The organism is Streptomyces sp. NPDC020996 (assembly GCF_040641355.1).
Lineage (GTDB): Bacteria > Actinomycetota > Actinomycetes > Streptomycetales > Streptomycetaceae > Streptomyces.
Genome location: NZ_JBFADM010000030.1, coordinates 1 through 22,088, shown reverse-complemented (window position 1 = coordinate 22,088; position 22,088 = coordinate 1). Strand labels below are relative to the sequence as shown.

The 22,088-nt window shown below is 73.3% G+C and carries 21 protein-coding genes; 13 read left to right on the top strand and 8 right to left on the bottom strand.

What is annotated here, in order from left to right:
• Nucleotides 1–366 precede the first annotated feature (366 nt).
• Complete coding sequence (cobT, locus tag AB0G63_RS21010; protein WP_360752264.1) at nt 367–1,527, bottom strand: nicotinate-nucleotide--dimethylbenzimidazole phosphoribosyltransferase; 1,161 nt, start codon at nt 1,525–1,527, stop codon at nt 367–369.
• 137 nt (nt 1,528–1,664) lie between these two features.
• Here cobT and AB0G63_RS21005 point away from each other — a divergent pair, with 137 nt between their 5' ends.
• Complete coding sequence (locus AB0G63_RS21005; RefSeq protein WP_360752261.1) at nt 1,665–2,186, top strand: methyltransferase domain-containing protein; 522 nt, start codon at nt 1,665–1,667, stop codon at nt 2,184–2,186.
• 78 nt (nt 2,187–2,264) lie between these two features.
• Here AB0G63_RS21005 and AB0G63_RS21000 read toward each other — a convergent pair whose 3' ends face one another.
• Nucleotides 2,265–3,467, bottom strand: coding sequence for a bifunctional adenosylcobinamide kinase/adenosylcobinamide-phosphate guanylyltransferase (locus AB0G63_RS21000; protein ID WP_360752258.1), 1,203 nt, complete (start codon nt 3,465–3,467; stop codon nt 2,265–2,267).
• Between the two features lie 257 nt (nt 3,468–3,724).
• Between AB0G63_RS21000 and AB0G63_RS20995 the strand changes: the two genes are divergently transcribed.
• Nucleotides 3,725–3,937: a hypothetical protein gene (locus tag AB0G63_RS20995; protein ID WP_351895948.1), complete on the top strand. Its 213-nt coding sequence runs from the start codon at nt 3,725–3,727 to the stop codon at nt 3,935–3,937.
• A 102-nt stretch (nt 3,938–4,039) separates the two neighbouring features.
• Here AB0G63_RS20995 and AB0G63_RS20990 read toward each other — a convergent pair whose 3' ends face one another.
• Both AB0G63_RS20990 and AB0G63_RS20985 read right to left on the bottom strand, forming a co-directional pair.
• The gene (locus AB0G63_RS20990; protein WP_360752410.1) at nt 4,040–4,807 is read right to left on the bottom strand and encodes a methyltransferase domain-containing protein; all 768 of its coding nucleotides are present in this window, start codon (nt 4,805–4,807) and stop codon (nt 4,040–4,042) included.
• Between the two features lie 56 nt (nt 4,808–4,863).
• On the bottom strand, nt 4,864–5,538 hold the full coding sequence (locus AB0G63_RS20985; RefSeq protein ID WP_360752255.1) for a DUF3043 domain-containing protein: 675 nt from the start codon (nt 5,536–5,538) through the stop codon (nt 4,864–4,866).
• A gap of 216 nt (nt 5,539–5,754) precedes the next feature.
• On the opposite strand from AB0G63_RS20985, the gene AB0G63_RS20980 reads away from it, so the two are divergent.
• From AB0G63_RS20980 to AB0G63_RS20965, 4 genes are all read left to right on the top strand, one after another.
• Nucleotides 5,755–6,537, top strand: coding sequence for a PspA/IM30 family protein (locus tag AB0G63_RS20980; RefSeq protein WP_360752253.1), 783 nt, complete (start codon nt 5,755–5,757; stop codon nt 6,535–6,537).
• A gap of 23 nt (nt 6,538–6,560) precedes the next feature.
• A complete protein-coding gene (locus tag AB0G63_RS20975; RefSeq protein WP_360752251.1) occupies nt 6,561–6,839 on the top strand; it encodes a hypothetical protein in 279 nt (92 codons plus the stop codon).
• 109 nt (nt 6,840–6,948) lie between these two features.
• Entirely contained in the window at nt 6,949–8,196 is a 1,248-nt protein-coding gene (locus AB0G63_RS20970) for a histidine kinase (RefSeq protein ID WP_360752248.1), read from the top strand.
• Complete coding sequence (locus tag AB0G63_RS20965) at nt 8,193–8,879, top strand: response regulator transcription factor (RefSeq protein ID WP_360752245.1); 687 nt, start codon at nt 8,193–8,195, stop codon at nt 8,877–8,879. Before AB0G63_RS20970 ends, AB0G63_RS20965 begins: the two co-directional genes overlap by 4 nt.
• 476 nt (nt 8,880–9,355) lie before the next feature.
• Here the strand turns inward: AB0G63_RS20965 and nadA are convergent, their stop codons facing one another.
• Entirely contained in the window at nt 9,356–10,540 is a 1,185-nt protein-coding gene (gene nadA / locus AB0G63_RS20960) for a quinolinate synthase NadA (RefSeq protein WP_324783799.1), read from the bottom strand.
• 242 nt (nt 10,541–10,782) lie between these two features.
• Here nadA and AB0G63_RS20955 point away from each other — a divergent pair, with 242 nt between their 5' ends.
• Nucleotides 10,783–11,139 carry an iron-sulfur cluster assembly accessory protein gene (locus AB0G63_RS20955; protein WP_030340884.1) on the top strand — a complete coding sequence of 119 codons (357 nt, stop codon included), beginning with the start codon at nt 10,783–10,785 and terminating at the stop codon, nt 11,137–11,139.
• A gap of 108 nt (nt 11,140–11,247) precedes the next feature.
• Here the strand turns inward: AB0G63_RS20955 and AB0G63_RS20950 are convergent, their stop codons facing one another.
• Both AB0G63_RS20950 and AB0G63_RS20945 read right to left on the bottom strand, forming a co-directional pair.
• Entirely contained in the window at nt 11,248–12,891 is a 1,644-nt protein-coding gene (locus AB0G63_RS20950; RefSeq protein WP_360752407.1) for a hypothetical protein, read from the bottom strand.
• 691 nt (nt 12,892–13,582) lie between these two features.
• Complete coding sequence (locus AB0G63_RS20945; protein ID WP_360752241.1) at nt 13,583–13,792, bottom strand: hypothetical protein; 210 nt, start codon at nt 13,790–13,792, stop codon at nt 13,583–13,585.
• A gap of 132 nt (nt 13,793–13,924) precedes the next feature.
• Here AB0G63_RS20945 and AB0G63_RS20940 point away from each other — a divergent pair, with 132 nt between their 5' ends.
• Nucleotides 13,925–14,899 carry a carbohydrate kinase family protein gene (locus AB0G63_RS20940; RefSeq protein ID WP_360752238.1) on the top strand — a complete coding sequence of 325 codons (975 nt, stop codon included), beginning with the start codon at nt 13,925–13,927 and terminating at the stop codon, nt 14,897–14,899.
• A gap of 48 nt (nt 14,900–14,947) precedes the next feature.
• Here the strand turns inward: AB0G63_RS20940 and AB0G63_RS20935 are convergent, their stop codons facing one another.
• The gene (locus tag AB0G63_RS20935; protein ID WP_360752236.1) at nt 14,948–16,324 is read right to left on the bottom strand and encodes an aminotransferase class V-fold PLP-dependent enzyme; all 1,377 of its coding nucleotides are present in this window, start codon (nt 16,322–16,324) and stop codon (nt 14,948–14,950) included.
• A gap of 946 nt (nt 16,325–17,270) precedes the next feature.
• Between AB0G63_RS20935 and coxB the strand changes: the two genes are divergently transcribed.
• The 5 genes from coxB to AB0G63_RS20910 form a co-directional block, all read left to right on the top strand.
• Nucleotides 17,271–18,230 carry a cytochrome c oxidase subunit II gene (gene coxB, locus AB0G63_RS20930; protein ID WP_360752233.1) on the top strand — a complete coding sequence of 320 codons (960 nt, stop codon included), beginning with the start codon at nt 17,271–17,273 and terminating at the stop codon, nt 18,228–18,230.
• Nucleotides 18,227–19,963, top strand: a complete 1,737-nt coding sequence (ctaD, locus tag AB0G63_RS20925) for a cytochrome c oxidase subunit I (protein ID WP_360752231.1) — start codon at nt 18,227–18,229, stop codon at nt 19,961–19,963. Before coxB ends, ctaD begins: the two co-directional genes overlap by 4 nt.
• Nucleotides 19,960–20,358, top strand: coding sequence for a cytochrome c oxidase subunit 4 (locus tag AB0G63_RS20920; protein ID WP_360752229.1), 399 nt, complete (start codon nt 19,960–19,962; stop codon nt 20,356–20,358). Before ctaD ends, AB0G63_RS20920 begins: the two co-directional genes overlap by 4 nt.
• 130 nt (nt 20,359–20,488) lie before the next feature.
• Nucleotides 20,489–21,748: an Ig-like domain-containing protein gene (locus tag AB0G63_RS20915; RefSeq protein ID WP_360752227.1), complete on the top strand. Its 1,260-nt coding sequence runs from the start codon at nt 20,489–20,491 to the stop codon at nt 21,746–21,748.
• 111 nt (nt 21,749–21,859) lie between these two features.
• Nucleotides 21,860–22,088: transposase domain-containing protein (locus AB0G63_RS20910; protein WP_360752224.1), on the top strand; the 229-nt coding region annotated here is incomplete at its 3' end.

Sequence of the window (22,088 nt, the reverse complement as noted above, 5' to 3'; positions counted from 1 at the left end):
ACCGACGGCATGGCCCGGCAGGCCCAGCGCAGCGCTCAGCTCGCCGGAATCTCCGGCGAAGGCCCGAATGGGGCGCGGGGAACTGCGCGACCCGCCACGACGGTGCAGCACGCGACCGACGGCACGCTGCGGCCCTTCCAGCACAACGCCGCTCAGCCCGCCGGGAGGCTCGGCGGCCGCCCCCACGGGGCCTGCTCGGTCCCGCGGGCTTCCCGGTCCCTGGCGGACTGCCCGGCCCCGGTGGGCTTGCGGATTGTCGGCGGGGTCTGGCTGTCGGTGGTCAGGGGGCGGGGATGTCGGCGGTCTGGGCCGTGACGGTGGTGCCGATGGTGGCGGCGGGCCTCCGGCAGGGGGGTTTCCGGGGGTCTACGGGGTGCCGGTGGCGCCGGCTGCCTCTCCGGTTCCGGGGGTGTCGGCGTCCTCGGCGGGGGCGGTGGGCTCCGGGTTCCCGGAGATTTCCGGTTCGGCCTCGGCGGAGGGGGCCGGCTGCTCCGGGAGTTCGGCGGCGAGCGCGGCGGCCGCCTGAACCAGCGGCAGCGCCAGCAGCGCGCCCGCGCCCTCGCCCACGGTCACCCCCTGCGACAGCAGCGGCTCCAGGGCCATCCGGTCCAGCGCCTTGGCCTGCCCCGGCTCCCCGCTGTCGTGCGCCGCCAGCCACCAGTCCGGCGCCCGGAACGCGATCCGCTGCCCCACCAGCGCGCAGGCCGCGGCCACCACCCCGTCCAGGATCACCGGCATCTTGCGCACCGCGCTCTGCAGCAGGAACCCGGTCATCGCGGCGAGGTCGGCGCCGCCCACCGCGGCCATCAGCTGCAACTGGTCACCGAGCACGGGCCGCGCCCGGCGCAGCGCGTCCCGGATCGCCGCGCACTTGCGCATCCACGCCAGGTCGTCGATCGCCAGCCCGCCCCGCCCGGTCACCACGGATGCGTCGGTCCCGCACAGCGCGGCGACCAGCACGCCCGCCGGCGTCGTCCCGCCCACGCTCACATCGCCGAGCACCACCACGTCCGTACCGGAGTCGGCCTCCTCGTCGGCCACCGCGATCCCGGCCCGGAAGGCCGCCTCGGCCTCCTCCGGGGTCAGCGCGTCCTCGATGTCGATCCGCCCGCTGCCGCGCCGCACCCGGTGCCGCACGACCTCCTCGGGCAGGCTCTGCGGGTCGCAGTCCAGGGCCATGTCCACGACCCGCACCGGCACGCCGAGCCGCCGCGCCAGCACCGACACCGGACGGCCGCCCTCCAGCACGTCGCGCACCAGCCGGGCCGCGCTGCCCGCGGGCCGGGCCGAGACCCCCAGCCCGGCGATGCCGTGGTCGCCGGCGAAGAGGACCACACGCGGCCGTTCGACCGGCCGCACCGGCACGGTGCCCTGCGCCGCGGAAAGCCACTCACCCAGGTCGTCGAGGCGGCCCAGCGATCCGGGCGGCACGATCTGACGCTCCCGGCGCGCCTCCGCGTCGCGGCGCACCCCGCCGTCGGGGCGCTCGATCAGATCGGTGAAGTCGTCGAGATTAAGCGAGCTCATTCGCCGAACAGTACCGGCACCGATCGAACAGAGCCGCGCCACACGGTCACCCCGCGCACCCGGCGTCGTTGCCCCCAAGATCGCGATCCCATACTTTCCCTTTTGTCGAGTTTGTCGTACGCCTTGGGGAGTCGCCCGTGAACCGTCTGCGCACCCGCGTCCACGCCCTCGACCGGCGCCGCCGCCACCGCTCCGCGGCCCGCGCGCTGCTGCGGGTGCTGCCCGAACCGGAGAGCTGGCTGGACGTGGGAACGGGCTACGCCGACTTCCCGCACGCCGCCCGGGAGTTCTTCCCCTACACCGCCTTCGACGGCATCGACCCCACCGCCCGTGTCGAGTACGCCCGCCGCGCCGGCCGTGTCGAGGAGGCGTACGCCGGACAGGTGACGGACCCGCACATCACCTCGCTCCTGCGGGCCCGCTACGACGTCGTCACCCTGCTGCGGCACCGCTCGCCCGGCCCGCCGGACCCCGGCGCCGAACTGCGCGCCGCCCTCGCCGTCCTGCGCCCCGGCGGCCACCTCCTCGTGGAGGTGCCGGGGATGCGGTCGGACGGCGTCCGCGCGCACCTGGAGGCGCAGGGCTGCACGATCGTCACGCCGGCCGGCCGCTTCCCGGACCTCCTCGCGCCCGGCCGCCGTGTCATCGCGCGCCGCTGACCACGACCCCGGGCCACCGCCGAGATCCGCCCAGATCCGCCCAGATCCGTCCGGCTCCGCCCCGCGAGCGGCCGCACGTCAGCCCCGCAGCACCAGCGCCTGCCCCGCCACCACCAGCACCACCTGCTCGCACTCCGCCGCGAACGCGGTGTTCAGCCGCCCGAGTTCGTCGCGGTAGCGCCGCCCGGACGCCGTCGCCGGCACGATGCCGGAACCGACCTCGTTCGACACCGCGACGACCGTGCGCCGGGTCGCCCGCACCGCGTCCGTCAGTTCCCGCACCCGCTCCCGCAGCGCCCGCTCGCCCTCGTCCGCCCACACCGCGTCGTCCCATGCCCCGACGGAGTCCATCGCGTCCGTCAGCCACAGCGACAGGCAGTCGACCAGCAGCGGCGGCCCGTCCTCGGCCAGCAGCGGCACCAGATCGCACGTCTCGGCGGTACGCCAGGAACCCGGCCGCCGTTCCCGGTGCGCGGCGACCCGGGAGGCCCACTCGGTGTCGCCGGCCCGCGAGCCGCCCGTCGCCGCGTACAGCACGTCGGGAAACGCCTCCAGGCGCCGCTCGGCCTCCACCGACTTGCCCGACCGGGCGCCGCCGAGCACCAGCGTGCGCCGCGGCACGTCGGGCACGTCCTCGTAGGCGCCCACGACGAGCGTCGCCCCGTCCGGCACCGCCCGCGCCCCCGCCGCGGCCAGCCGCCGCCGCAACTCGGCGCCCGGCGGCACGTCGTGGTCGAGATGGACGGCGACCACGTCCGTCGTCGGGCCCGCCGCCCCGGCCGCCCGCAGCCCGGCGAGCGCGTCCGGACGGCCCACGACGTCGGCCAGCACCATGTCGTACACCGTCGCCCCGCCGGCCGCCGTCCCCGCCGGCGCACCCCCCGGCGGCAGGTACAGCAGCCGCTGCCCGTCCGGCCCGCTCACCTCGTACCCGGTGCCCGGCGCGTCCAGCGCGACCGCCCGCACCCGGTGCCCCGTCAGCAGCGCCAGTTCCCGCCCGTCCGGCACCCGCACGGGCTGCGGGAGCCCGGCCGGCACCTCCAAGGCAGGCCCGTCGTGCGGATGCGACAGCAGTACCTGCCGCACCCCGCCCAGCGACTGCCCGGCCCGCGCGGCCGCGAACACCGCCCCCGGCGTCAGGTCCAGCAGCAGCGTCCCGTCCACCAGCAGCGCGGTCGCCGCCCGCGCGTCGGGGCCGTGGGCGGCGGCGCAGGCGGCGCAGGGACAGTCGGGGCGGGGGAGTCCCGCGGGGGCACCGGTGCCGAGCAGAGTCACTTCCACGCAGCGATTTTCGCCTGTCACCGCCGGCCCCGCGTGACGGCGGCCGGGTGCGGGCGTACGGAAGCGCAGGACCGGGCGTGTACGGCCCGTGCGCGCCGGGCGTGTACGGTCCGTGCGCGCCGGGCGTGTACGGTCCGTGCGCGCCGGACGCCCGCGGCCCTGTGCCGGTGCGGCCGGTGCAGCGCATAGGCTTCGCAGCGGAAGCCGGACCGTGATCCGGCTTCCGCTCTGCAGGTGCCCAGACACGGGAGGCGTACATGGTGGCTTGGACGTGGCGGTTCGAGAAGGCCGACGGGGCGGAGGTCCAGCCCGCGGTGCAGCCCGAGGAGTTCACCACGCAGGGGGACGCCGAGTCCTGGATCGGGGAGCACTGGAAGGCCCTCGCCGAGGGCGGGGCGGACCAGGTACGGCTGTTCGAGGACTCGTCGGAGATCTACGGCCCGATGAGCCTGCACGCCGAGGAGGCGTAGCCGCGCACGCGCCCGCCGCGGGAGCACGGGGCGGCCCGCCGGCCGGCGGCCCCCCGCGCCCTGCTCACCGCCGGGGCGTCCCGGGCCTCGGCGGCCCCGGCCTCAGTCCCGCACGCCGCACAGATGCAGCAGCGCCGCGACCGAGCGGTACGGGTCCGTCCGCCCGGCCCGCTCCTCGACCGCCAGCAGCGTCTCCACGTCGGCCGGCGCCGCCCCGGCCCGGTCCGCCGCCGTGTCCGTGAACACGCGCACCCCGTACCAGGCGTGCAGCGGCGCCCCGATCCCCGCGAGGGTAGCCGTCAGGTCCTGGAGCCGGTCGGCCCGCAGGTCGGGCCCGGGGCGGGACGGGGGTTCCCCCGCTCGGTCGGAGTCGAGGGCGGCGGGCCGCGGCGCGGTGTCGAACGCGGCCAGCGCGCCCGCCCAGTCGCCGGACAGCCCCGGCAGCATCGCCGGCGCGTCCCCGTTGCACACCACCAGCGACAGCAGCCCGCCGTGCGCGAGCATCCGCGCCAGCCCGGCCAGCAGCGGGTCGGGCTCCTCGACGTACATGAGCACCCCGTGGCACAGCACCACGTCGAAGCTGCCCGGCAGGAAGTGCACGCCGGTGTCCCGCCCGTCGCCCTGGAGGAGCCGCACCCGCTCCCGGATGCCCTCCGGCTCGGCGGCGAGGGCCTGCCGGGCCGCGGAGATCATCCCGGGGTCCCGTTCGATCCCGGTCACCTGGTGTCCGGCCCGGGCCAGGCGCAGCGCCTGCGCGCCCCGGCCCATCCCGACGTCGAGCACCCGCAGCCGCCGCCCGACCGGGAACCGGGCGATGATCTGCTCGTCGACCTGCCGGGCGACGAGTTCCTGCCGTACCAGGTCGCGCAGACCGTCCGGCCCGCCCGGCGGGGCGTCCGCAGCGCCCTCGGGGAAAGACGTCGTGCTCAGGGCCGCTCTCCGCGCTTGACCTGCGGCTTCGGCAGCCGAAGCCGACGCATCTGCAGGGAGCGCATGAGCGCGTAGGCGACCGCGCCACGGCGGCCCTGGTCGGGGAAGCGCTCGGCGAGCCGCTTCTTGAGCCGGAAGCCGCTGAGGATCGAGTCCAGCACGATCATCACGACCACCACGAGCCACAGCAGCAGCGCGACGCTCTGCAGCGAGCCCACCGGCACCATGCTCAGCACGAGGATGACCACGGCCATCGGCAGGAAGAACTCCGCCACGTTGAAGCGGGAGTCGACCCAGTCGCGCGCGAACTTGCGGACCGGGCCCTTGTCACGGGCCGGCAGGTACCGCTCGTCGCCGCCGGCCAGCGCCTGGCGCTGCCGTTCCAGCGCCGCGCGGCGCTCCTCGCGCTGGCGCCTGGCGGCGTCCTTGCGCGTCATCGACGTTTTGGCGACGCTGCGGCGCTGGGACTGGGCCTCACTGCGTTTCGGCGTGGGGCGTCCCTTGGGGGCCTGCGGGTCGCGGGGCTGCTTGGAGCCGGTCACCGGCGCCTTGTCGGCGACCGGGGCCTTCTCTTCCTTGGCACGGCTACGGAACACAAAACCCAAGGGTACGGGGTGCCCGGGGTTGGTCCCCAGCCCGGCGGGGAACGATCCGGCAACGCCGGTCGTCATGTAAAGGACAGAGGGGACGTTGTGCGCGCTTCCGCATCCCGGGGGGACACCTACTCCTCACGCCGGAGCGTCGGCGGGCGCAGTCGTCCTCGGGGATGAGCCCATCCGTCCCCGAACAGTGCGTCAATGGATGCAGGGCCCGTACTGTGGGTTCTGTCGCAGAGCTGGAGCTGGAAGTCCGTCAGAAGGGGGCGCGCGAAGCCCATGAGCGGTGTCATGAAGCGTATGGGGATGATCTTCCGCGCGAAGGCGAACAAGGCCCTTGACCGGGCCGAGGACCCGCGCGAGACCCTCGATTACTCCTACCAGAAACAGCTGGAGCTGCTCCAGAAGGTCCGCCGTGGTGTCGCCGACGTGGCCACCTCGCGCAAGCGACTGGAACTCCAGCTCAACCAGCTGCAGCAGCAGTCCTCCAAGCTGGAGGACCAGGGCCGCAAGGCACTCGCGCTGGGCCGTGAGGACCTGGCCCGCGAGGCGCTGTCGCGCAAGGCCGCGCTCCAGCAGCAGGTGACGGACCTGGAGACGCAGCACGCGACGCTGCAGGGCGAGGAGGAGAAGCTCACCCTCGCGGCCCAGCGCCTGCAGGCCAAGGTCGACGCCTTCCGCACCAAGAAGGAGACCATCAAGGCGACCTACACCGCCGCGCAGGCCCAGACCCGCATCGGCGAGGCGTTCTCCGGCATCTCCGAGGAGATGGGCGACGTCGGCCTGGCGATCCAGCGTGCCGAGGACAAGACGGCCCAGCTGCAGGCCCGCGCCGGCGCGATCGACGAACTCCTCGCCTCGGGCGCCCTGGACGATCAGTCCGGCATGCACAAGGACGACATCCAGGCCGAGCTTGACCGGCTCTCCGGTGGTACGGATGTAGAGCTGGAACTGCAGCGCATGAAGGCCGAGCTGGCCGGAGGCCCGGCCGACCGCCAGGCCATCGAGGGCGGCACCGGTCAGGCCGGGTCCCAGCAGCAGCCGCAGGACACCCCGCGCTTCGACAAGCAGTAGGGGCCCACGCCGAGGAGGGCGACGTGATCGTACGGATCATGGGGGAGGGGCAGGTGAGGCTGGCCGACAGCCACCTCGCCGAGCTGAACCGCCTGGACGACGAGCTCCTGAGGGAGATGGACAGCGGCGACGGCCCCGGCTTCCGCCGCACCCTCCAGGCCCTGCTGTCCAAGGTCCGCGAACTGGGCGCCCCGCTCCCCGACGACTCCCTGGAGCCGTCGGAGCTGATCCTGCCGTCCCCGGACGCCACGCTGGAGGAAGTACGGGAGCTCCTGAGCGACGACGGGCTGATCCCCGGGTGACCCCGGCGGGCCGGCGGCGCGTCCCCGGGACGGCGGACCCCGGGGGCGGGCGGGGCGGCCACGGTCACCGGGCGCTCCGGCGCCCGCCGGGCACCCGTACCGTGCAGGCGTGAGCACCCTCGAACGCGCCAGATGCCGGCTGACCGCGCACCCCCTGGCGCTGGACGCGGCACTGGCGGGCGGGGTTCTGGTCTGCATGGTGGCCGGCTCGTTCGTGGACCCCCGCGGCAGCGACGGCGTCACCTGGGGCGTGCGCACCCCGGACCCGCTCAGCCTCGTGCTGATGGTTCTCGGCGCGCTCGCCCTGGTCTTCCGCCGCCGCGACCCGAGAACGGTCCTCGCCCTCACCGTCACCGTCTCCGTGGTCGAGTGCGTCACCGGCGACCCCCGTGCCCCGGTCGCCATGTCCGCCGTGGTGGCCCTGTACACCGTCGCCTCCACCACCGACCGCCCCACCACCTGGCGGCTGGGCCTGCTCACCATGACGGTCCTCACCGGCACCGCGATGCTCGCCGGCCCCCTGCCCTGGTACGCCCAGGAGAACGTCGCCATCCTCGCCTGGACCGGCATCGGCGCCACCGCCGGCGACGCCGTCCGCAGCCGCCGGGCCGTCGTCCAGGCCATCCGTGAGCGCGCCGAGCGGGCCGAACGCACCCGCGAGGAGGAGGCCCGCCGCCGCGTCGCCGAGGAACGCCTGCGCATCGCCCGCGACCTGCACGACGTGGTGGCCCATCACATCGCCCTGGTCAACGTCCAGGCCGGGGTCGCCGCGCACGTCATGGACAAGCGGCCCGACCAGGCCAAGGAGGCCCTCGCCCACGTACGGGAGGCCGGCCGCTCCGCGCTCAACGAGCTGCGCGCCACCGTCGGCCTGCTGCGGCAGTCCGGCGACCCGGAGGCCCCCACCGAACCCGCCCCCGGCCTGGCCCAACTCGACGAACTCGTCGACACCTTCCGCAGCGCCGGCCTGTCCGTCGAGGTCGCCCGCGCCGACCAGGGCACCACCCTGCCCGCTGCCGTCGACCTGGCCGCCTACCGGATCGTCCAGGAGGCCCTGACCAATGTGCGCAAGCACGCCGGCGGCACGGCGAAGGCCGAGGTGAGCGTGGTCCGCGTGGGACCGAACATCGAGGTCACCGTCCTCGACGACGGCGCCGGCGAGGACGGCGGACCGGACGGCGACGGCGACCCCGGCGAACCGGACGACGGCGGACACGGCCTGCTCGGCATGCGCGAGCGCGTCACCGCCCTGCGCGGCACCCTCACCACCGGCCCCCGCTACGGCGGCGGCTTCCGCGTCCATGCGATCCTGCCGGTCAAGACCCCCCGCCCCCGCACCGCGGAGGACCCCGCATGACCATCCGCGTCCTGCTCGCCGACGATCAGGCCCTGCTGCGCAGCGCCTTCCGCGTCCTCGTCGACTCCGAGCCCGACATGGAGGTCGTCGGCGAGGCGTCCGACGGAGCCGAGGCGGTGCGGCTGGCCCGGCAGGAGCGGGCCGACGTGGTGCTGATGGACATCCGCATGCCCGGCACGGACGGCCTCGCGGCCACCCGGACGATCGGCGCCGACCCGTCCCTCTCCCACGTCCGCGTGGTCATCCTGACGACGTTCGAGGTCGACGACTACGTCGTGCGGTCGCTGCGCGCGGGCGCCTCCGGCTTCCTCGGCAAGGGCTCCGAGCCCGAGGAACTGCTCAACGCCATCCGGGTCGCGGCGGGCGGCGAGGCCCTGCTCTCCCCGGCCGCCACCAAGGGCCTGATCGCCCGCTTCCTGGCCCAGGGCGGCGCGGGGGACGACGACGACCGCGACCCGGCCCGCGCCGGACGCCTGGAGGCGCTGACCGTGCGGGAGCGCGAGGTGCTGGTCCAGGTCGCCGGCGGCCACTCCAACGACGAGATCGCCGAACGCCTGGAGGTCAGCCCTCTCACGGTGAAGACGCACGTCAACCGCGCCATGGCCAAGCTCGGCGCCCGCGACCGCGCCCAACTCGTCGTCATCGCCTACGAGTCCGGACTGGTCCGGCCACGGTCGGAGTGAGCCGCCCTGGGGGCGGCCGCCCCCGGAGCGTCCGGCGGCGGCGTGTGCGGGCGGCGGCGTGTGCGGGCGGCGGCGTGTGCGGGCGGCGGCGTGTGCGGGCGGTGGCGTGTGCGGTCGACGTCGCCCCGAGTCGTCCGCCGCCCCCCGAGTCGTGTGCCGCCCCCGAGCGGTCTGCCGTTTCCCAGCCGTCCGCCGTCCGCCGTCCGCCGTCCGCCGTCCTCAGCCGTCCGCCGTCCCCAGCCGTCCGCCGCGCGCACCGCGCACTGCTCGGCCGGCCGTCCGGCGGCGCCGGGCCGGCGCCCAGGGGAGGCGTGCGGGGGCGCGCCCCGTGCTGCCGTCGCGCGCCCCCGGAGCGCGTCGGGCGTAGGTGAACCCGGAGTGCGCCGGGGGCGAGCCGCGGGCACGGCCGAGGCCCGGCTCCCCGGGAACGGGTCCCGGGAACGGGGAGCCGGGCCTCGGCGGGGATGTCGAGAGCCCTACGGCAGCGCCAGCATCCGCTCCAGCGCCAGCTTCGCGTACGCCTCGGTCTCCTTGTCGACCTGGATCCGGTTGACCAGGTTGCCGTCGGCCAGGGACTCCAGGGCCCAGACCAGGTGCGGCAGGTCGATGCGGTTCATCGTCGAGCAGAAGCACACCGTGCGGTCGAGGAAGACGATCTCCTTGCCCTCCGGAGCGAAACGGTTCGCCAGCCGGCGGACCAGGTTCAGCTCCGTGCCGATCGCCCACTTGGAGCCGGCCGGGGCCGCCTCCAGCGTCTTGATGATGTACTCCGTCGAACCGACGTAGTCCGCCGCGGCCACGACCTCGTGCCGGCACTCGGGGTGGACCAGGACGTTCACGCCCGGGACGCGCTCGCGCACGTCCTCGACCGACCGCAGGTCGAAGCGGCCGTGCACCGAGCAGTGACCCCGCCACAGGATCATCTTCGCGGCCCGCAGCTCCTCCGCGGTCAGCCCGCCGTTCGGCTTGTGCGGGTTGTAGACGACGCAGTCCTCCAGGGACATGCCCATGTCCCGCACCGCGGTGTTGCGGCCCAGGTGCTGGTCCGGCAGGAACAGCACCTTCTCGCCCTGCTGGAAGGCCCACTCCAGGGCCCGCCGCGCGTTCGAGGAGGTGCAGATCGTGCCGCCGTGCCGGCCCGTGAACGCCTTGATGTCCGCGGAGGAGTTCATGTACGAGACGGGCACGACCTGCTCGGCCACGCCGGCCTCGGTCAGCACGTCCCAGCACTCGGCGACCTGCTCGGCGGTGGCCATGTCGGCCATCGAGCAGCCGGCGGCGAGGTCGGGCAGGACGACCTTCTGGTCGTCGGAGGTCAGGATGTCCGCGGACTCCGCCATGAAGTGCACACCGCAGAACACGATGTACTCGGCTTCCGGGCGAGCGGCCGCGTCCCGGGCCAGCTTGAAGGAGTCGCCGGTGACGTCCGCGAACTGGATGACCTCGTCGCGCTGGTAGTGGTGGCCGAGCACGAAGACCTTGTCGCCGAGCCGTTCCTTGGCGGCGCGGGCGCGCTCCACCAGGTCCGGGTCGGACGGCGACGGGAGCTCCCCGGGACACTCGACGCCCCGCTCGCTGCGCGGATCGGCCTCACGACCGAGGAGCAGCAGGGCGAGGGGCGTCGGCTGTACGTCGAGCTCCTGGGTGTGGGCGGTGGTCACGTCACGCACCCTTTCTACTTTTCGTCGAACTGACGCTATCTATCATAACCCGGTTCATGTCACTTTGACGATGGTCATCGCGTCGATGTGACGTGAATCCCCGTCAGTCGTTTTCCGCCCCCCATCGCATGTGCGAGCATGAGGAGGGAACGAAAAGACAGACACCCGGCCCGGAATGAATCCGCGGCCCCGCCGGTTGCAACCGTCGGCAAGCAGTCTCCGTACAACCCGGGAGAGATCAGATGTCCGTATCGGACGAGACCACCACCGTCACCGACGGCATCATCCTGACCGACGCCGCCGCGGCGAAGGTCAAGGCCCTGCTCGACCAGGAAGGCCGGGACGACCTCGCCCTGCGCGTCGCCGTCCAGCCCGGCGGCTGCTCCGGCCTGCGCTACCAGCTCTTCTTCGACGAGCGTTCCCTCGACGGCGACGTGGTGAAGGACTTCGGCGGGGTCAAGGTCGTCACCGACCGCATGAGCGCCCCGTACCTCGGCGGCGCCACCGTCGACTTCGTGGACACCATCGAGAAGCAGGGCTTCACGATCGACAACCCGAACGCGACGGGCTCCTGCGCCTGCGGCGACTCCTTCAGCTGAGCCCACCCCGCCACTCCGGCACCCCGCCACTCCGGCACTCCGGCATGACGAAGGCGGCGGTCCCCACGACAGGGGCCGCCGCCTTCGCCGTGTCCGCCGCTGCCGCTGCTACCTCACCCCGGACCGCTGCGGCAGCCGGGCCCCGGGCTTCGTCCGCGGGATCGGCTTGCCGTCGGAGCCCACCACCGTGCGGTCGCCGAGCGGCTCGTCGAGGTGGAGCACCTTCCGGTACTGCTTGGCGATCATGATGCAGACCTTGTCCGGCCACGGCGTCTCGGTGACCGTCACCGTCACCTTGTCCGGGCTCTCGCTCGCTTTCGCCTCGTAGTCCGCGCACACCCCGCCCGTGAAGATGACGGTCAGCTCGCGGTCGTCGGCGCTGTAGCCGTCCACCTTCACGTCCCGAGGCGCCGCCGTGGCGGAGGGAGCGCCCGAGGGGGTGCCGGACACCAGGTACTCCGGGTCGACCGCGGGACGCGTCACCGTGACGGTGTCCCGCGCGCCCGGCGGCCGCACCTCGAACAGCCAGGACGGCACCAGCGCCGGCCGTCCGTCCACGGCGTGCGCGGCCAGCCCGAACACCGCGCCCTCGACCGTGGCGGCAGGCCGCGCGGACGTGGCCGTCGCACCCGGCGACGACTGCCCGCACGGCGCCTCCAGCCGGTCCTTCAGCGGAACCGGACTGGCGCAGCCCCCGATGCCCGTCCGACGGCCGGCCGGTGGAGCCGCGTTCACCGCGTCGAGCGTCTCGCGCGCACCCAGCACGGGGTACGTGTCGCCCTTCACCGGCGCCTTCAGCCGGCCGTTGCCGCCGACCACCTCGCCCTGCGCGTTCACCGTCAGCCCGGTCGTCCAGCCGTACGTGGGCAGCCCGCCGACCACCGGGTCGGCGTTGACGACCCGCTGCGCGCCCATGACCCGGCTCGCGTCCACCTTGGCGGCGTCCTGGCCGGCCGCCTTCAGCACGGGTGCGGCGGCCTTCTTCGCGGCGGCCTCGCTCACCGTGCGGCCGGCCGGGTTCGCGGGGTCCTTCGTGCATACGAGGGTGCCCTCGCAGGCGTCGGTGCCGGCGGCGTACCGGTGGAACGTCCAGGTGCCCGGCGCCTGCCGGTCCACCACCAGGCTGGGCCCCGACCCGTCCTTCGCCGGGCCCACCCGCCAGGACCGCCCCCGCGCCACCGGCGTTCCGTCGAGCCCGAGGGCCTTCGCCAGCCGGGCCACCTCCTCCTCGGTCACCTGGCCGGCCGCCCGGTACACGGGCGCCGAGTCCGGCCCGTCCGGGAGGGCGCCGTCGACCCGGTACGTCGTGCCGTACGGGTCCGGCTCGCCGGGCGCGATCCCGTTGCTGCCGCCCTCGGACCCGCCGTCGAGGGCGAGCGGCGGGGGAGTGCCGTCGCCGCCGGGTGCCCCCGGACCGCTGCCGCCGGACCCGCCCGAAGCGTTGGCGGCGAGATGCGCCCCGCCCGCCCCGACGAGCAGCACGGCGGCGGCGACCGACGCGACAACCGCCGGGGAGCGCCGCCGGGGCACTCGCGCACCGGCATCGTGGGCCTGCCGCTCGCCGGGACCGGGAGTGGCACCGGGAACCCCGGCTTCGCCCTCACCGACACCGGAGAGTGCCCCGGCCTCGCCCTTGCCGGGCGCGGTGGCAGTCCCGGCTTCGCTCTTGCCGGCCGCGGAGGGTGTCCCGGCCTCGACCTCGTCGGGCGCGGTGGCGGTCTCTGCCTCGCCCTTGCCGGGAGCGGAGAGCATCCCGGCCTCGCCTTCGCCGACTGCGGGGAGCGTCCCGGCCTCGCCCTTCCTGGCCGCGGAGGCGGTCCCGGCCTCGTCTTCGCCGACCGCGGAGGCAGGCCGCGCCTCGTCCTTGTCGGTCGTGAGGGGGGTCTGCGCCTCGTCCGTGTCGGTCGTGAGGGGGTTCTGCGTCTCGTCCTTGTCGGCTGCGGAGGGTGTTCCGGGTCCGCCCGCATCCGCCGCGGGGGCCACGTCGGGCCCGCTCTCGTCGGCCCGGGAGGGCGCCGCGGGGTCCCGTTCTTCCGGGCGGCCGGAGTCACCGGCCTGGGTCTCGCCCAAAGGGGCGGAGCCTTGCGCGGGGGTGTCGTCGCCGGAGGCGGAGCCCTTCGCGCGGGTGCCGTCCCCAGGGGCGGAGCCCTTCGCGGGGGTCTCGGCCCCAGGCGCGGAGCCCTCCGCGCCGGGTGCGTGCCCGGCGTCGGAGGACCTGCTCTCGTCGTCGCCGGCGGGTCCGACGACGTCGTCGTTGTCGGGTCGCTCGGTGTTCACCGCATCGCTCCTTCGGCCGCACTGTCCCGGTAACCCCGACCCGGCCCTGCCAAAACGGTCGGCCGGAGGGTCGTGTCGCGCATCCCCTTCACGGGGGACGGCGATGGGACGCGGCGGGGGAGCGTACGGTTCCCCGAACGCGCCGATCCGCGCTACCGCGGCGGCTTCAGTCGCCGTAGTCCGACATCGCCTCCAGCAGCCGGGCCGAGTCCGGCGGAACCGTCACGCCGTGAATGTGCGAGGGGGAGACCGGCCGGGCGGCGGCCCTGTCGGGAACCGCCCAGTGCGGGGCCATCCGGGCGCAGTCGCCGCGCAGCGACGCGAGGCCGCCTTCCAGATCGGCCGGGGCCGGGGAGTGGACGTCGAGGTTGGTCATACCGGCACCGTAGGCACGCCGGAGACGGCGAAGAAAGATCTACTATTGGGTAGTTTCCATGCTTCGAAGGCGTGCCGGACCCGGTAGCGTGAACCGTCAACCCAGTTTTCTCCCCACAGGAGAGTCCACGCCGTGCGCATCGCAGTCACCGGCTCCATCGCCACCGACCACCTCATGACCTTCCCCGGCCGATTCGCCGACCAGCTCGTCGCGGACCAGCTGCACACGGTCTCGCTCTCCTTCCTGGTCGACAACCTCGACGTCCGTCGCGGCGGCGTCGGCGCGAACATCGCCTTCGGCATGGGGCAGCTCGGCACGAAGCCGATCCTGGTCGGCGCCGCCGGCTTCGATTTCGACGGCTACCGCGCCTGGCTGGAGCGGCACGGCGTCGACACCGACTCCGTACGCATCTCCGAGACCCTGCACACCGCCCGCTTCGTGTGCACCACCGACGCCGACCACAACCAGATCGGCTCCTTCTACACGGGCGCCATGAGCGAGGCCCGCCAGATCGAGCTCAAGACCGTCGCCGACCGCGTCGGCGGCCTCGACCTGGTCCTGATCGGCGCCGACGACCCGGAGGCGATGCTCCGGCACACCGAGGAGTGCCGCTCGCGGGGCATCCCGTTCGCCGCCGACTTCTCTCAGCAGATCGCCCGCATGCACGGCGACGAGATCCGGATACTGCTGGACGGCGCCACGTACCTGTTCTCGAACGAGTACGAGAAGGGCCTGATCGAGAGCAAGACCGGCTGGAGCGAAGAGGAGATCCTCGGCCGGGTCGGCCATCGCGTCACCACCCTCGGCTCGCGCGGCGTGCGCGTCGAGCGGGCCGGCGAGCCGGCCATCGAGGTCGGCACCCCCGACGAGGAGCGCAAGGCCGACCCCACCGGGGTCGGCGACGCCTTCCGCGCCGGCTTCCTCTCCGGCCTGGCGTGGGGCGTCTCCCTGGAGCGCGCCGCCCAGATCGGCTGCATGCTCGCCACGCTCGTCATCGAGACGGTCGGCACCCAGGAGTACCAGCTGCGCCGCGCCCACTTCATGGAGCGCTTCACCAAGGCCTACGGCGACGAGGCCGCCTCCGAGGTCAAGAAGCACCTCAACTAGCACCTCGGCCGACGCCCCGGCCGGCGCGTCCGCCGGGGCGTCGGCGCGTCAGGACAGCCGGCGGACCACGTACGCCGATCCGCGGTCCGCCGGCTCCTCGCCGACGTACTCCTGGCCCCGCATCTCGCACCACGCGGGGATGTCCAGACGCGCCGCCTCGTCGTCCGACAGGACGCGGACCCGGCCGCCCACCGGGACCTCGCCGATGACCTTGGCGAGTTCGATCACGGGGATCGGGCAGCGCCTGCCGAGGGCGTCCACCACGAGGGCGTCGTCCCGGACGACCGCCTCCGACGCCGGTGCCGCGAGCTTGTCCCGCACCGCGGCCACCGCCCCGGGCAGCACCTCCAGGAACCGCTCGACGTCCTCCGCCGGCGTCCCCGGCGGCAGCGACACCCGCACGTTGCCCTCGCTCAGCACCCCCATCGCCCTGAGCACATGGCTGGGCGTCAGCGTGCTGCTCGTGCACGACGACCCGGAGGAGACCGAGAAGCCGACGCGGTCCAGCTCGTGCAGCAATGTCTCCCCATCGACATAGAGACACGAGAACGTGACGGTTCCGGGCAGGCGGCGGACGGGATCCCCGACCACCTCCACGTCCGGCACCAGCGCCGGCACCCGGGACCGGATCCGCTCCGTCAGCTCCCGCAGCCGTGCCGCCTCCCGCTCCGCCTCCGCGCGCACCGCCCGCAGCGAGGCGGCCGCCGCCACCACGGCCGGCAGGTTCTCGAAGCCGGGGGAGCGCCCCGACTCCCGCTCGTCCGCCGGGCCCTGCGGCGCGAACCGCACCCCCTTGCGTACGACGAGCAGTCCGACCCCCGACGGGCCGCCCCACTTGTGGGCGCTCGCCGCCAGCAGCGACCAGTCGCCGCCGACCGGTCCCCAGCCCAGCGACTGCGCCGCGTCCACCAGCAGCGGCACGCCCGCCGCCCGGCACGCCTCGGCCACGGCCGCCACCGGCTGCTCGGTGCCCACCTCGTGGTTGGCCGACTGCAGGCACGCGAGCGCGGTGTCCGGGCGCAGGGCGTCCGCGTAGCCCTGTACGGTCACCGCGCCCGTGCGGTCCACGGGCACCTGGGTCACCGTTCCGCCGTCCGCCTCGAACACCTCCGCCGAATGGAGGACCGAGGAGTGTTCCACGGCTGACACGATCAGGTGACGTCCGATCCGCCGCCGTCCGGCCAGCGCGCCCGCGATCCCGGTGTGCACGGCGCGGGTGCCGGAGGAGGTGAAGACGAGTTCGTCCGGCCGGCAGCCCACGGCCTCGGCGGCCGCCTCGCGGGCCGCGTCCAGCAGCAGCCGGGCGCGCCGTCCCTCCCGGTAGGGACGCGACGGATCGGCCCATCCCTCGTCGAGCGAGGCGAGCAGCGCCTGACGGGCCACGGGGTGCAGAGGAGCGGCGGACGCCGCGTCGAAGTAGGACACACGGCAACGCTAGGACCCCGGCCGGCACAACGACCCCCAGGGGCACGACCGCCCAACCCCAGCCCCACCGCCGGGCCGCACCCGCAGCATTGCCGCGCCACACCCCCGCCACCTTGCCGGGCCGCGCCCGCCCCCCGTGGCGGCGCTCGCCGCTCCGCCGGGCCGCGCCCGCAGCCTTGCCGGGCCGCACCCGCCGCCCGTGGCGGCGCTCGCCACCTTGCCGGGCCGCACCCGTAACCTTGCCGGGCCACACCCCCGCCACCTTGGTGGGCCCCGCCCGCCCCCGTGGCGGCGCTCGCCTCCCCGCCGGGCCGCGCCCGCAGCCTTGCCGGGCCACACCCCCGCCACCTTGCCGGGCCGCGCCCGCCGCCCCGCCGGGCTGCGCTCGCCGCCCCGCCGGGCCGCAGGCTCCGACTTCGGCGCGTCGTGCCCGCTGCCCTGCGGGCCCTGATCCCGCGGCGCCAAAAGCCTCCTGTCCCTGCCGGGCCGCGCCCGCCCCGCCGCCCTCGCCGGGCCGCCGCCCTCGCCGGGCCGCCGCCCTCGCCGCCCCGCCGCCCTCGCCGCCCCGCCGCCCTCGCCGGGCCGCCCCTCGCTGCCGCGCCGCGTCCGCCGGTGCCGTGCCCGCTGCCCCCCTGGCCGCCCCGACGCGCCCGCATTCCCCACCCGGGCCGCACCCCCGCCCTGCCGCCCCCGTCGGCGCCGCGCCCCCGCCCCGACGGCCCCGTCAGGGGCCTGAGCGCCTGTCACCGGTGGGCCTTGGCGGGGGAGCCGACCCCTTCGGCTGAGCGCACGGCGCGTTGGGGACCCTCCCCGCGCGACCCCAAATGGCGTCGGCTAGGGTTTGCTCCGCATAAACATCCAAACCCCTGCCCGACGCAGGGCGGCGACCGACCAGCGAGAAGGCCGCAGCCGATCCGCGCGGGCGAGACTCTCGGGAAGGCGCTACGTGAGTCCCAACGGCTCCGACCGCTCGCCGCGGCGCCCGATGCGGCGGAAGCTGCTGCAGGCACTGACCGCGGCCCTGGTCCTGGCGACCGCCACCGGTTGCACATACAAGGACTTTCCTCGCCTGGGTATGCCCAACCCGGCCTCGGAGGAGGCTCCGCGGATCCTCTCCCTGTGGCAGGGATCCTGGGCCGCCGCGCTCGCCGTCGGCGTGCTGGTGTGGGGTCTGATTCTGTGGAGCGCCATGTTCCACCGGCGCAGCCGCACCAAGGTCGAGGTCCCTCCGCAGACCCGGTACAACATGCCCATCGAGGCGCTGTACACGGTCGTCCCGCTCCTGATCGTCTCGGTGCTGTTCTACTTCACCGCCCGGGACGAGTCGAAGCTCCTCGACATCAAGAAGAAGCCCGACGTCACGGTCAACGTCGTCGGCTTCCAGTGGAGCTGGGCGTTCAACTACATCAGCCCCGTCGCCGGCTCGACCGGTGATGCGAAGACCGACAAGAACCTGGACGCCATTCCGAAGCGGTACAAGGACAAGTTCCCGGCCGACGCGGGCGGCGTCTACGACATCGGCACCCCGGCCACGAGGAACCCGCAGACCGGCAACCCCGGCCCGACGCTGTGGCTCCCCAAGGGCAAGACGGTCCGCTTCGTCCTCACCTCGCGGGACGTCATCCACTCCTTCTGGGTGGTGCCGTTCCTGATGAAGGTGGACGTCATCCCGGGCCACACCAACGCCTTCCAGGTGACCCCCAACAAGGAGGGCACCTTCCTGGGCAAGTGCGCCGAGCTGTGCGGCGTCGACCACTCCCGGATGCTGTTCAACGTGAAGGTCGTCTCCCCTGAGCGCTACGAGCAGCACCTCAAGGACCTCGCGAAGAAGGGGCAGACCGGTTACGTTCCCGCCGGCATCGCGCAGACGAGCCACGAGAAGAACCGGGAGACGAACAACCTGTGAGCACCGTCAACGAACCCAAGGGCGCCGCGGCAGCAGGGTCCTACTACGAGGACGAGCTGCCGGTCCGGCGCCAGAACCGCGGCAGTGTCGTGGTCAAGTGGCTGACCACGACCGACCACAAGACCATCGGTACGCTGTACATGGTCACGTCGTTCGCGTTCTTCTGCATCGGTGGCGTGATGGCGCTGCTGATGCGCGCCGAGCTGGCCCGTCCGGGCCTGCAGATCCTCTCCAACGAGCAGTTCAACCAGGCCTTCACCATGCACGGCCTGATCATGCTGCTGATGTTCGCGACGCCGCTGTTCGCCGGCTTCGCCAACTGGATCATGCCGCTGCAGATCGGCGCCCCTGACGTCGCCTTCCCGCGGCTGAACATGTTCGCCTACTGGCTGTACCTGCTCGGCTCGCTGATCGCGGCGGCCAGCCTGCTGACCCCGAACGGCGCCCCCGACTTCGGCTGGTTCATGTACGTCCCGCTGTCGGACGCGATCCACACCCCCGGCATCGGCGCCGACATGGGCATCATGGGCCTGGCCCTCTCCGGCTTCGGCACCATCCTCGGCTCGGTCAACTTCATCACCACGATCATCTGCATGCGCGCCCCCGGCATGACGATGTTCCGCATGCCGATCTTCACCTGGAACGTGCTGCTGACCGCCCTGCTGGCGCTCATCGTCTTCCCGGTGCTGGCCGCCGCGCTGTTCGCGCTGGAGGTGGACCGCAAGTTCGGCGCCCACATCTTCGACCCCGCCAACGGCGGAGCGCTGCTGTGGCAGCACCTGTTCTGGTTCTTCGGCCATCCCGAGGTGTACATCATCGCGCTGCCGTTCTTCGGCATCGTCAGTGAGGTCATCCCGGTCTTCTCCCGCAAGCCGATCTTCGGCTACATGGGCCTGGTCGGCGCCACCATCGCCATCGCGGGTCTGTCCGTGACGGTGTGGGCGCACCACATGTACGTCACCGGCGGTGTGCTGCTGCCGTTCTTCTCCTTCATGACCTTCCTGATCGCGGTCCCGACCGGTGTGAAGTTCTTCAACTGGATCGGCACCATGTGGAAGGGGTCGCTGTCCTTCGAGACGCCGATGCTGTGGGCGACCGGCTTCCTGGTCACCTTCCTCTTCGGTGGTCTGACCGGTGTCATCCTGGCCGCGCCGCCGATGGACTTCCACGTCTCGGACACGTACTTCGTGGTGGCCCACTTCCACTACGTGATCTTCGGTACGGTCGTGTTCGCGATGTTCTCCGGCTTCCACTTCTGGTGGCCGAAGTTCACCGGCAAGATGCTCGACGAGCGCCTCGGCAAGATGACGTTCTGGACCCTGTTCGTCGGCTTCCACGGCACCTTCCTGGTGCAGCACTGGCTGGGTGTCGAGGGCATGCCGCGTCGTTACGCGGACTACCTCGCGGCCGACGGCTTCACCGCCCTGAACACGGTCTCGACGATAAGCTCGTTCCTGCTCGGCCTGTCGATGCTGCCGTTCTTCTACAACGTGTGGAAGACGGCCAAGTACGGCAAGCCGGTCGAGGTCGACGACCCGTGGGGCTACGGCCGCTCCCTGGAGTGGGCCACCTCCTGCCCGCCGCCGCGGCACAACTTCCTCACCCTGCCGCGGATCCGCAGCGAATCCCCGGCGTTCGACCTGCACCACCCTGACATCGCCGCCCTCGACCAGCTCGAGAACGCCCCGCACGGCGAGCCGGCTGCGCTCGGTGGCAAGGAGGCCGGCAAGTGAAGATCCAGGGCAAGATGTTCATGTGGCTGAGCGTCTTCTTCCTCGCCATGGCAGTGGTCTATGGCGTGTGGGCGAAGGAGCCAGCCGGTACCACCGCCCTCTTCCTGACCTTCGGCCTGAGCATCATGGTCGGCTTCTACCTGGGCTTCACCGCCCGGCGGGTCGACGCGGGCGCCCAGGACGACAAGCAGGCGGACGTCGCCGACGAGGCCGGCGAGGTCGGGTTCTTCAGCCCGCACAGCTGGCAGCCGCTGGCGCTGGCGGCCGGTGGCGCCCTCGCCTTCCTGTCGATCGCGATCGGCTGGTGGCTGATGTTCTTCTCGGCCCCGCTGATCCTGATCGGCCTGTGGGGCTGGGTCTTCGAGTACTACCGCGGTGAGAACCGCACCCAGTAACACGCGCCGAGCGCTCAAGAGCCCGGACGCTCCGTCAGGAGGGTCCGGGCTCCTGCTTTCGGCGCAACGCCGGTCACCCGTACGCGTCACTCGGCGAGCCGCCGTTGACGAGGCTCCCTAGCGTGAACCCATGAGCGAATCTCCGCGCACCCGCACCGTCGTCAGCTGCACGCTGCTGGTGATCGCCCTCGGCGCGGGCGGCACCGCTTGCGGCTCGGGCGGCAGCCCGCTGTCAGCGAAGCCGTACGACGCGACGGACCAGATCTCCTTCAGCGTCTCCGGCGAGGGCGGCAAGAAGGCCGACCCGGACAAGCCCCTCGAGGTCACCGTCGAGGACGACGGCCGCATCACCGACGTCACCGCCGTGGACGCCACGGGCCGTCACGTGACGGGCGAACTCTCCGCCGACGGCGCCCGCTGGCACAGCACCTCCCCGCTCGCCGCAGACGCCCACTACACGGTGCGGGTGAGCACGGAGGACGAGGATGGCGCGCCCGGCCGCAAGGTCCTCGTCTTCGACACCAGCAAACCCACCGTCAGCAAGCGCCTGACGGTCGAGTTCGGGCCCAAGGACGGCACCTACGGGGTCGGCCAGCCCGTCACCGCCGAACTCAGCGAACCCGTCAAGGACAAGGCGCAGCGGGCCGCGATCGAACGGGCCCTCAGGGTCGACTCGGCGCCCAGGGTGGAGGGCGCCTGGCACTGGGTGGACGACAAGCAGCTCCACTATCGGCCCAAGGACTACTGGCCCGCCCACGCGACCGTACGGGTGCGCAGCGACCTGGACGGCATCAAGATCGGCGACCGCCTGCGCGGCGGCGCGTCCAAGCCGCTGAAGCTGACCATCGGCGACCGCGTCGTCGCCGTCACGGACGCCGCGACGCACTCGATGACGGTGTACAAGAACGACCAGGAGATCAAGACGATGCCGGTGACCACCGGCAAGCCCGGCTTCGAGACCCGGAACGGCGTCAAGGTCGTGCTGAGCAAGGAGTACTTCGTACAGATGCGCAGCAGCACCGTCGGCATCGCCGAGGGCTCCTCGGAGTCGTACGACCTGCCCGTCTACTACGCGACCCGCCTGACCTGGAGCGGCGAGTACGTGCACGCCGCGCCCTGGTCGGTGGGCTCACAGGGCAACGCCAACGTCAGCCACGGCTGCACCGGCATGAGCACGGCCAACGCCGAATGGTTCTTCGACAACGTTCGCGAGGGCGACGTCGTCAAGGTCGTCAACTCGAACGGCCACACGATGGAGCCGTTCGGCAACGGCTTCGGCGACTGGAACCTCGACTGGAAGCAGTGGCGCGAAGGCAGCGCACTGGTCGCGGGAACCCCGGACGCACCCCGCCCGGAGGTCCGGGCGAGGCTGCGTCCCGATTCGGTCTAGGACCAATGCCGGTGACTTAAGTGGTTGTGTCTCGTTGTTGTTCGTGTGGCGAGGGTGGGGCAGGCCGGGACGCCTGCGGGTGAGCGGTTGTCGGATCGGATTGCGGTCGGGGTGCTGACGCAGGCGTTTCCGCCTCATCTGGTGGATGAGGTGATCGCCGGGACCGGCCGCGTTGAGCAGCGCAACCGTCTGCTGCCGGCGCGGGTGGTGGTCTACTTCATCCTCGCGATGTGCCTGTTCTTCGGGCAGGGATATGAAGAGGTTGCCCGGCTGCTGGGCGAGGGGCTGGGCGGGGGACGGCGGTCGTGGCGGGTGCCGACGACCGCTGCGATCGGCCGGG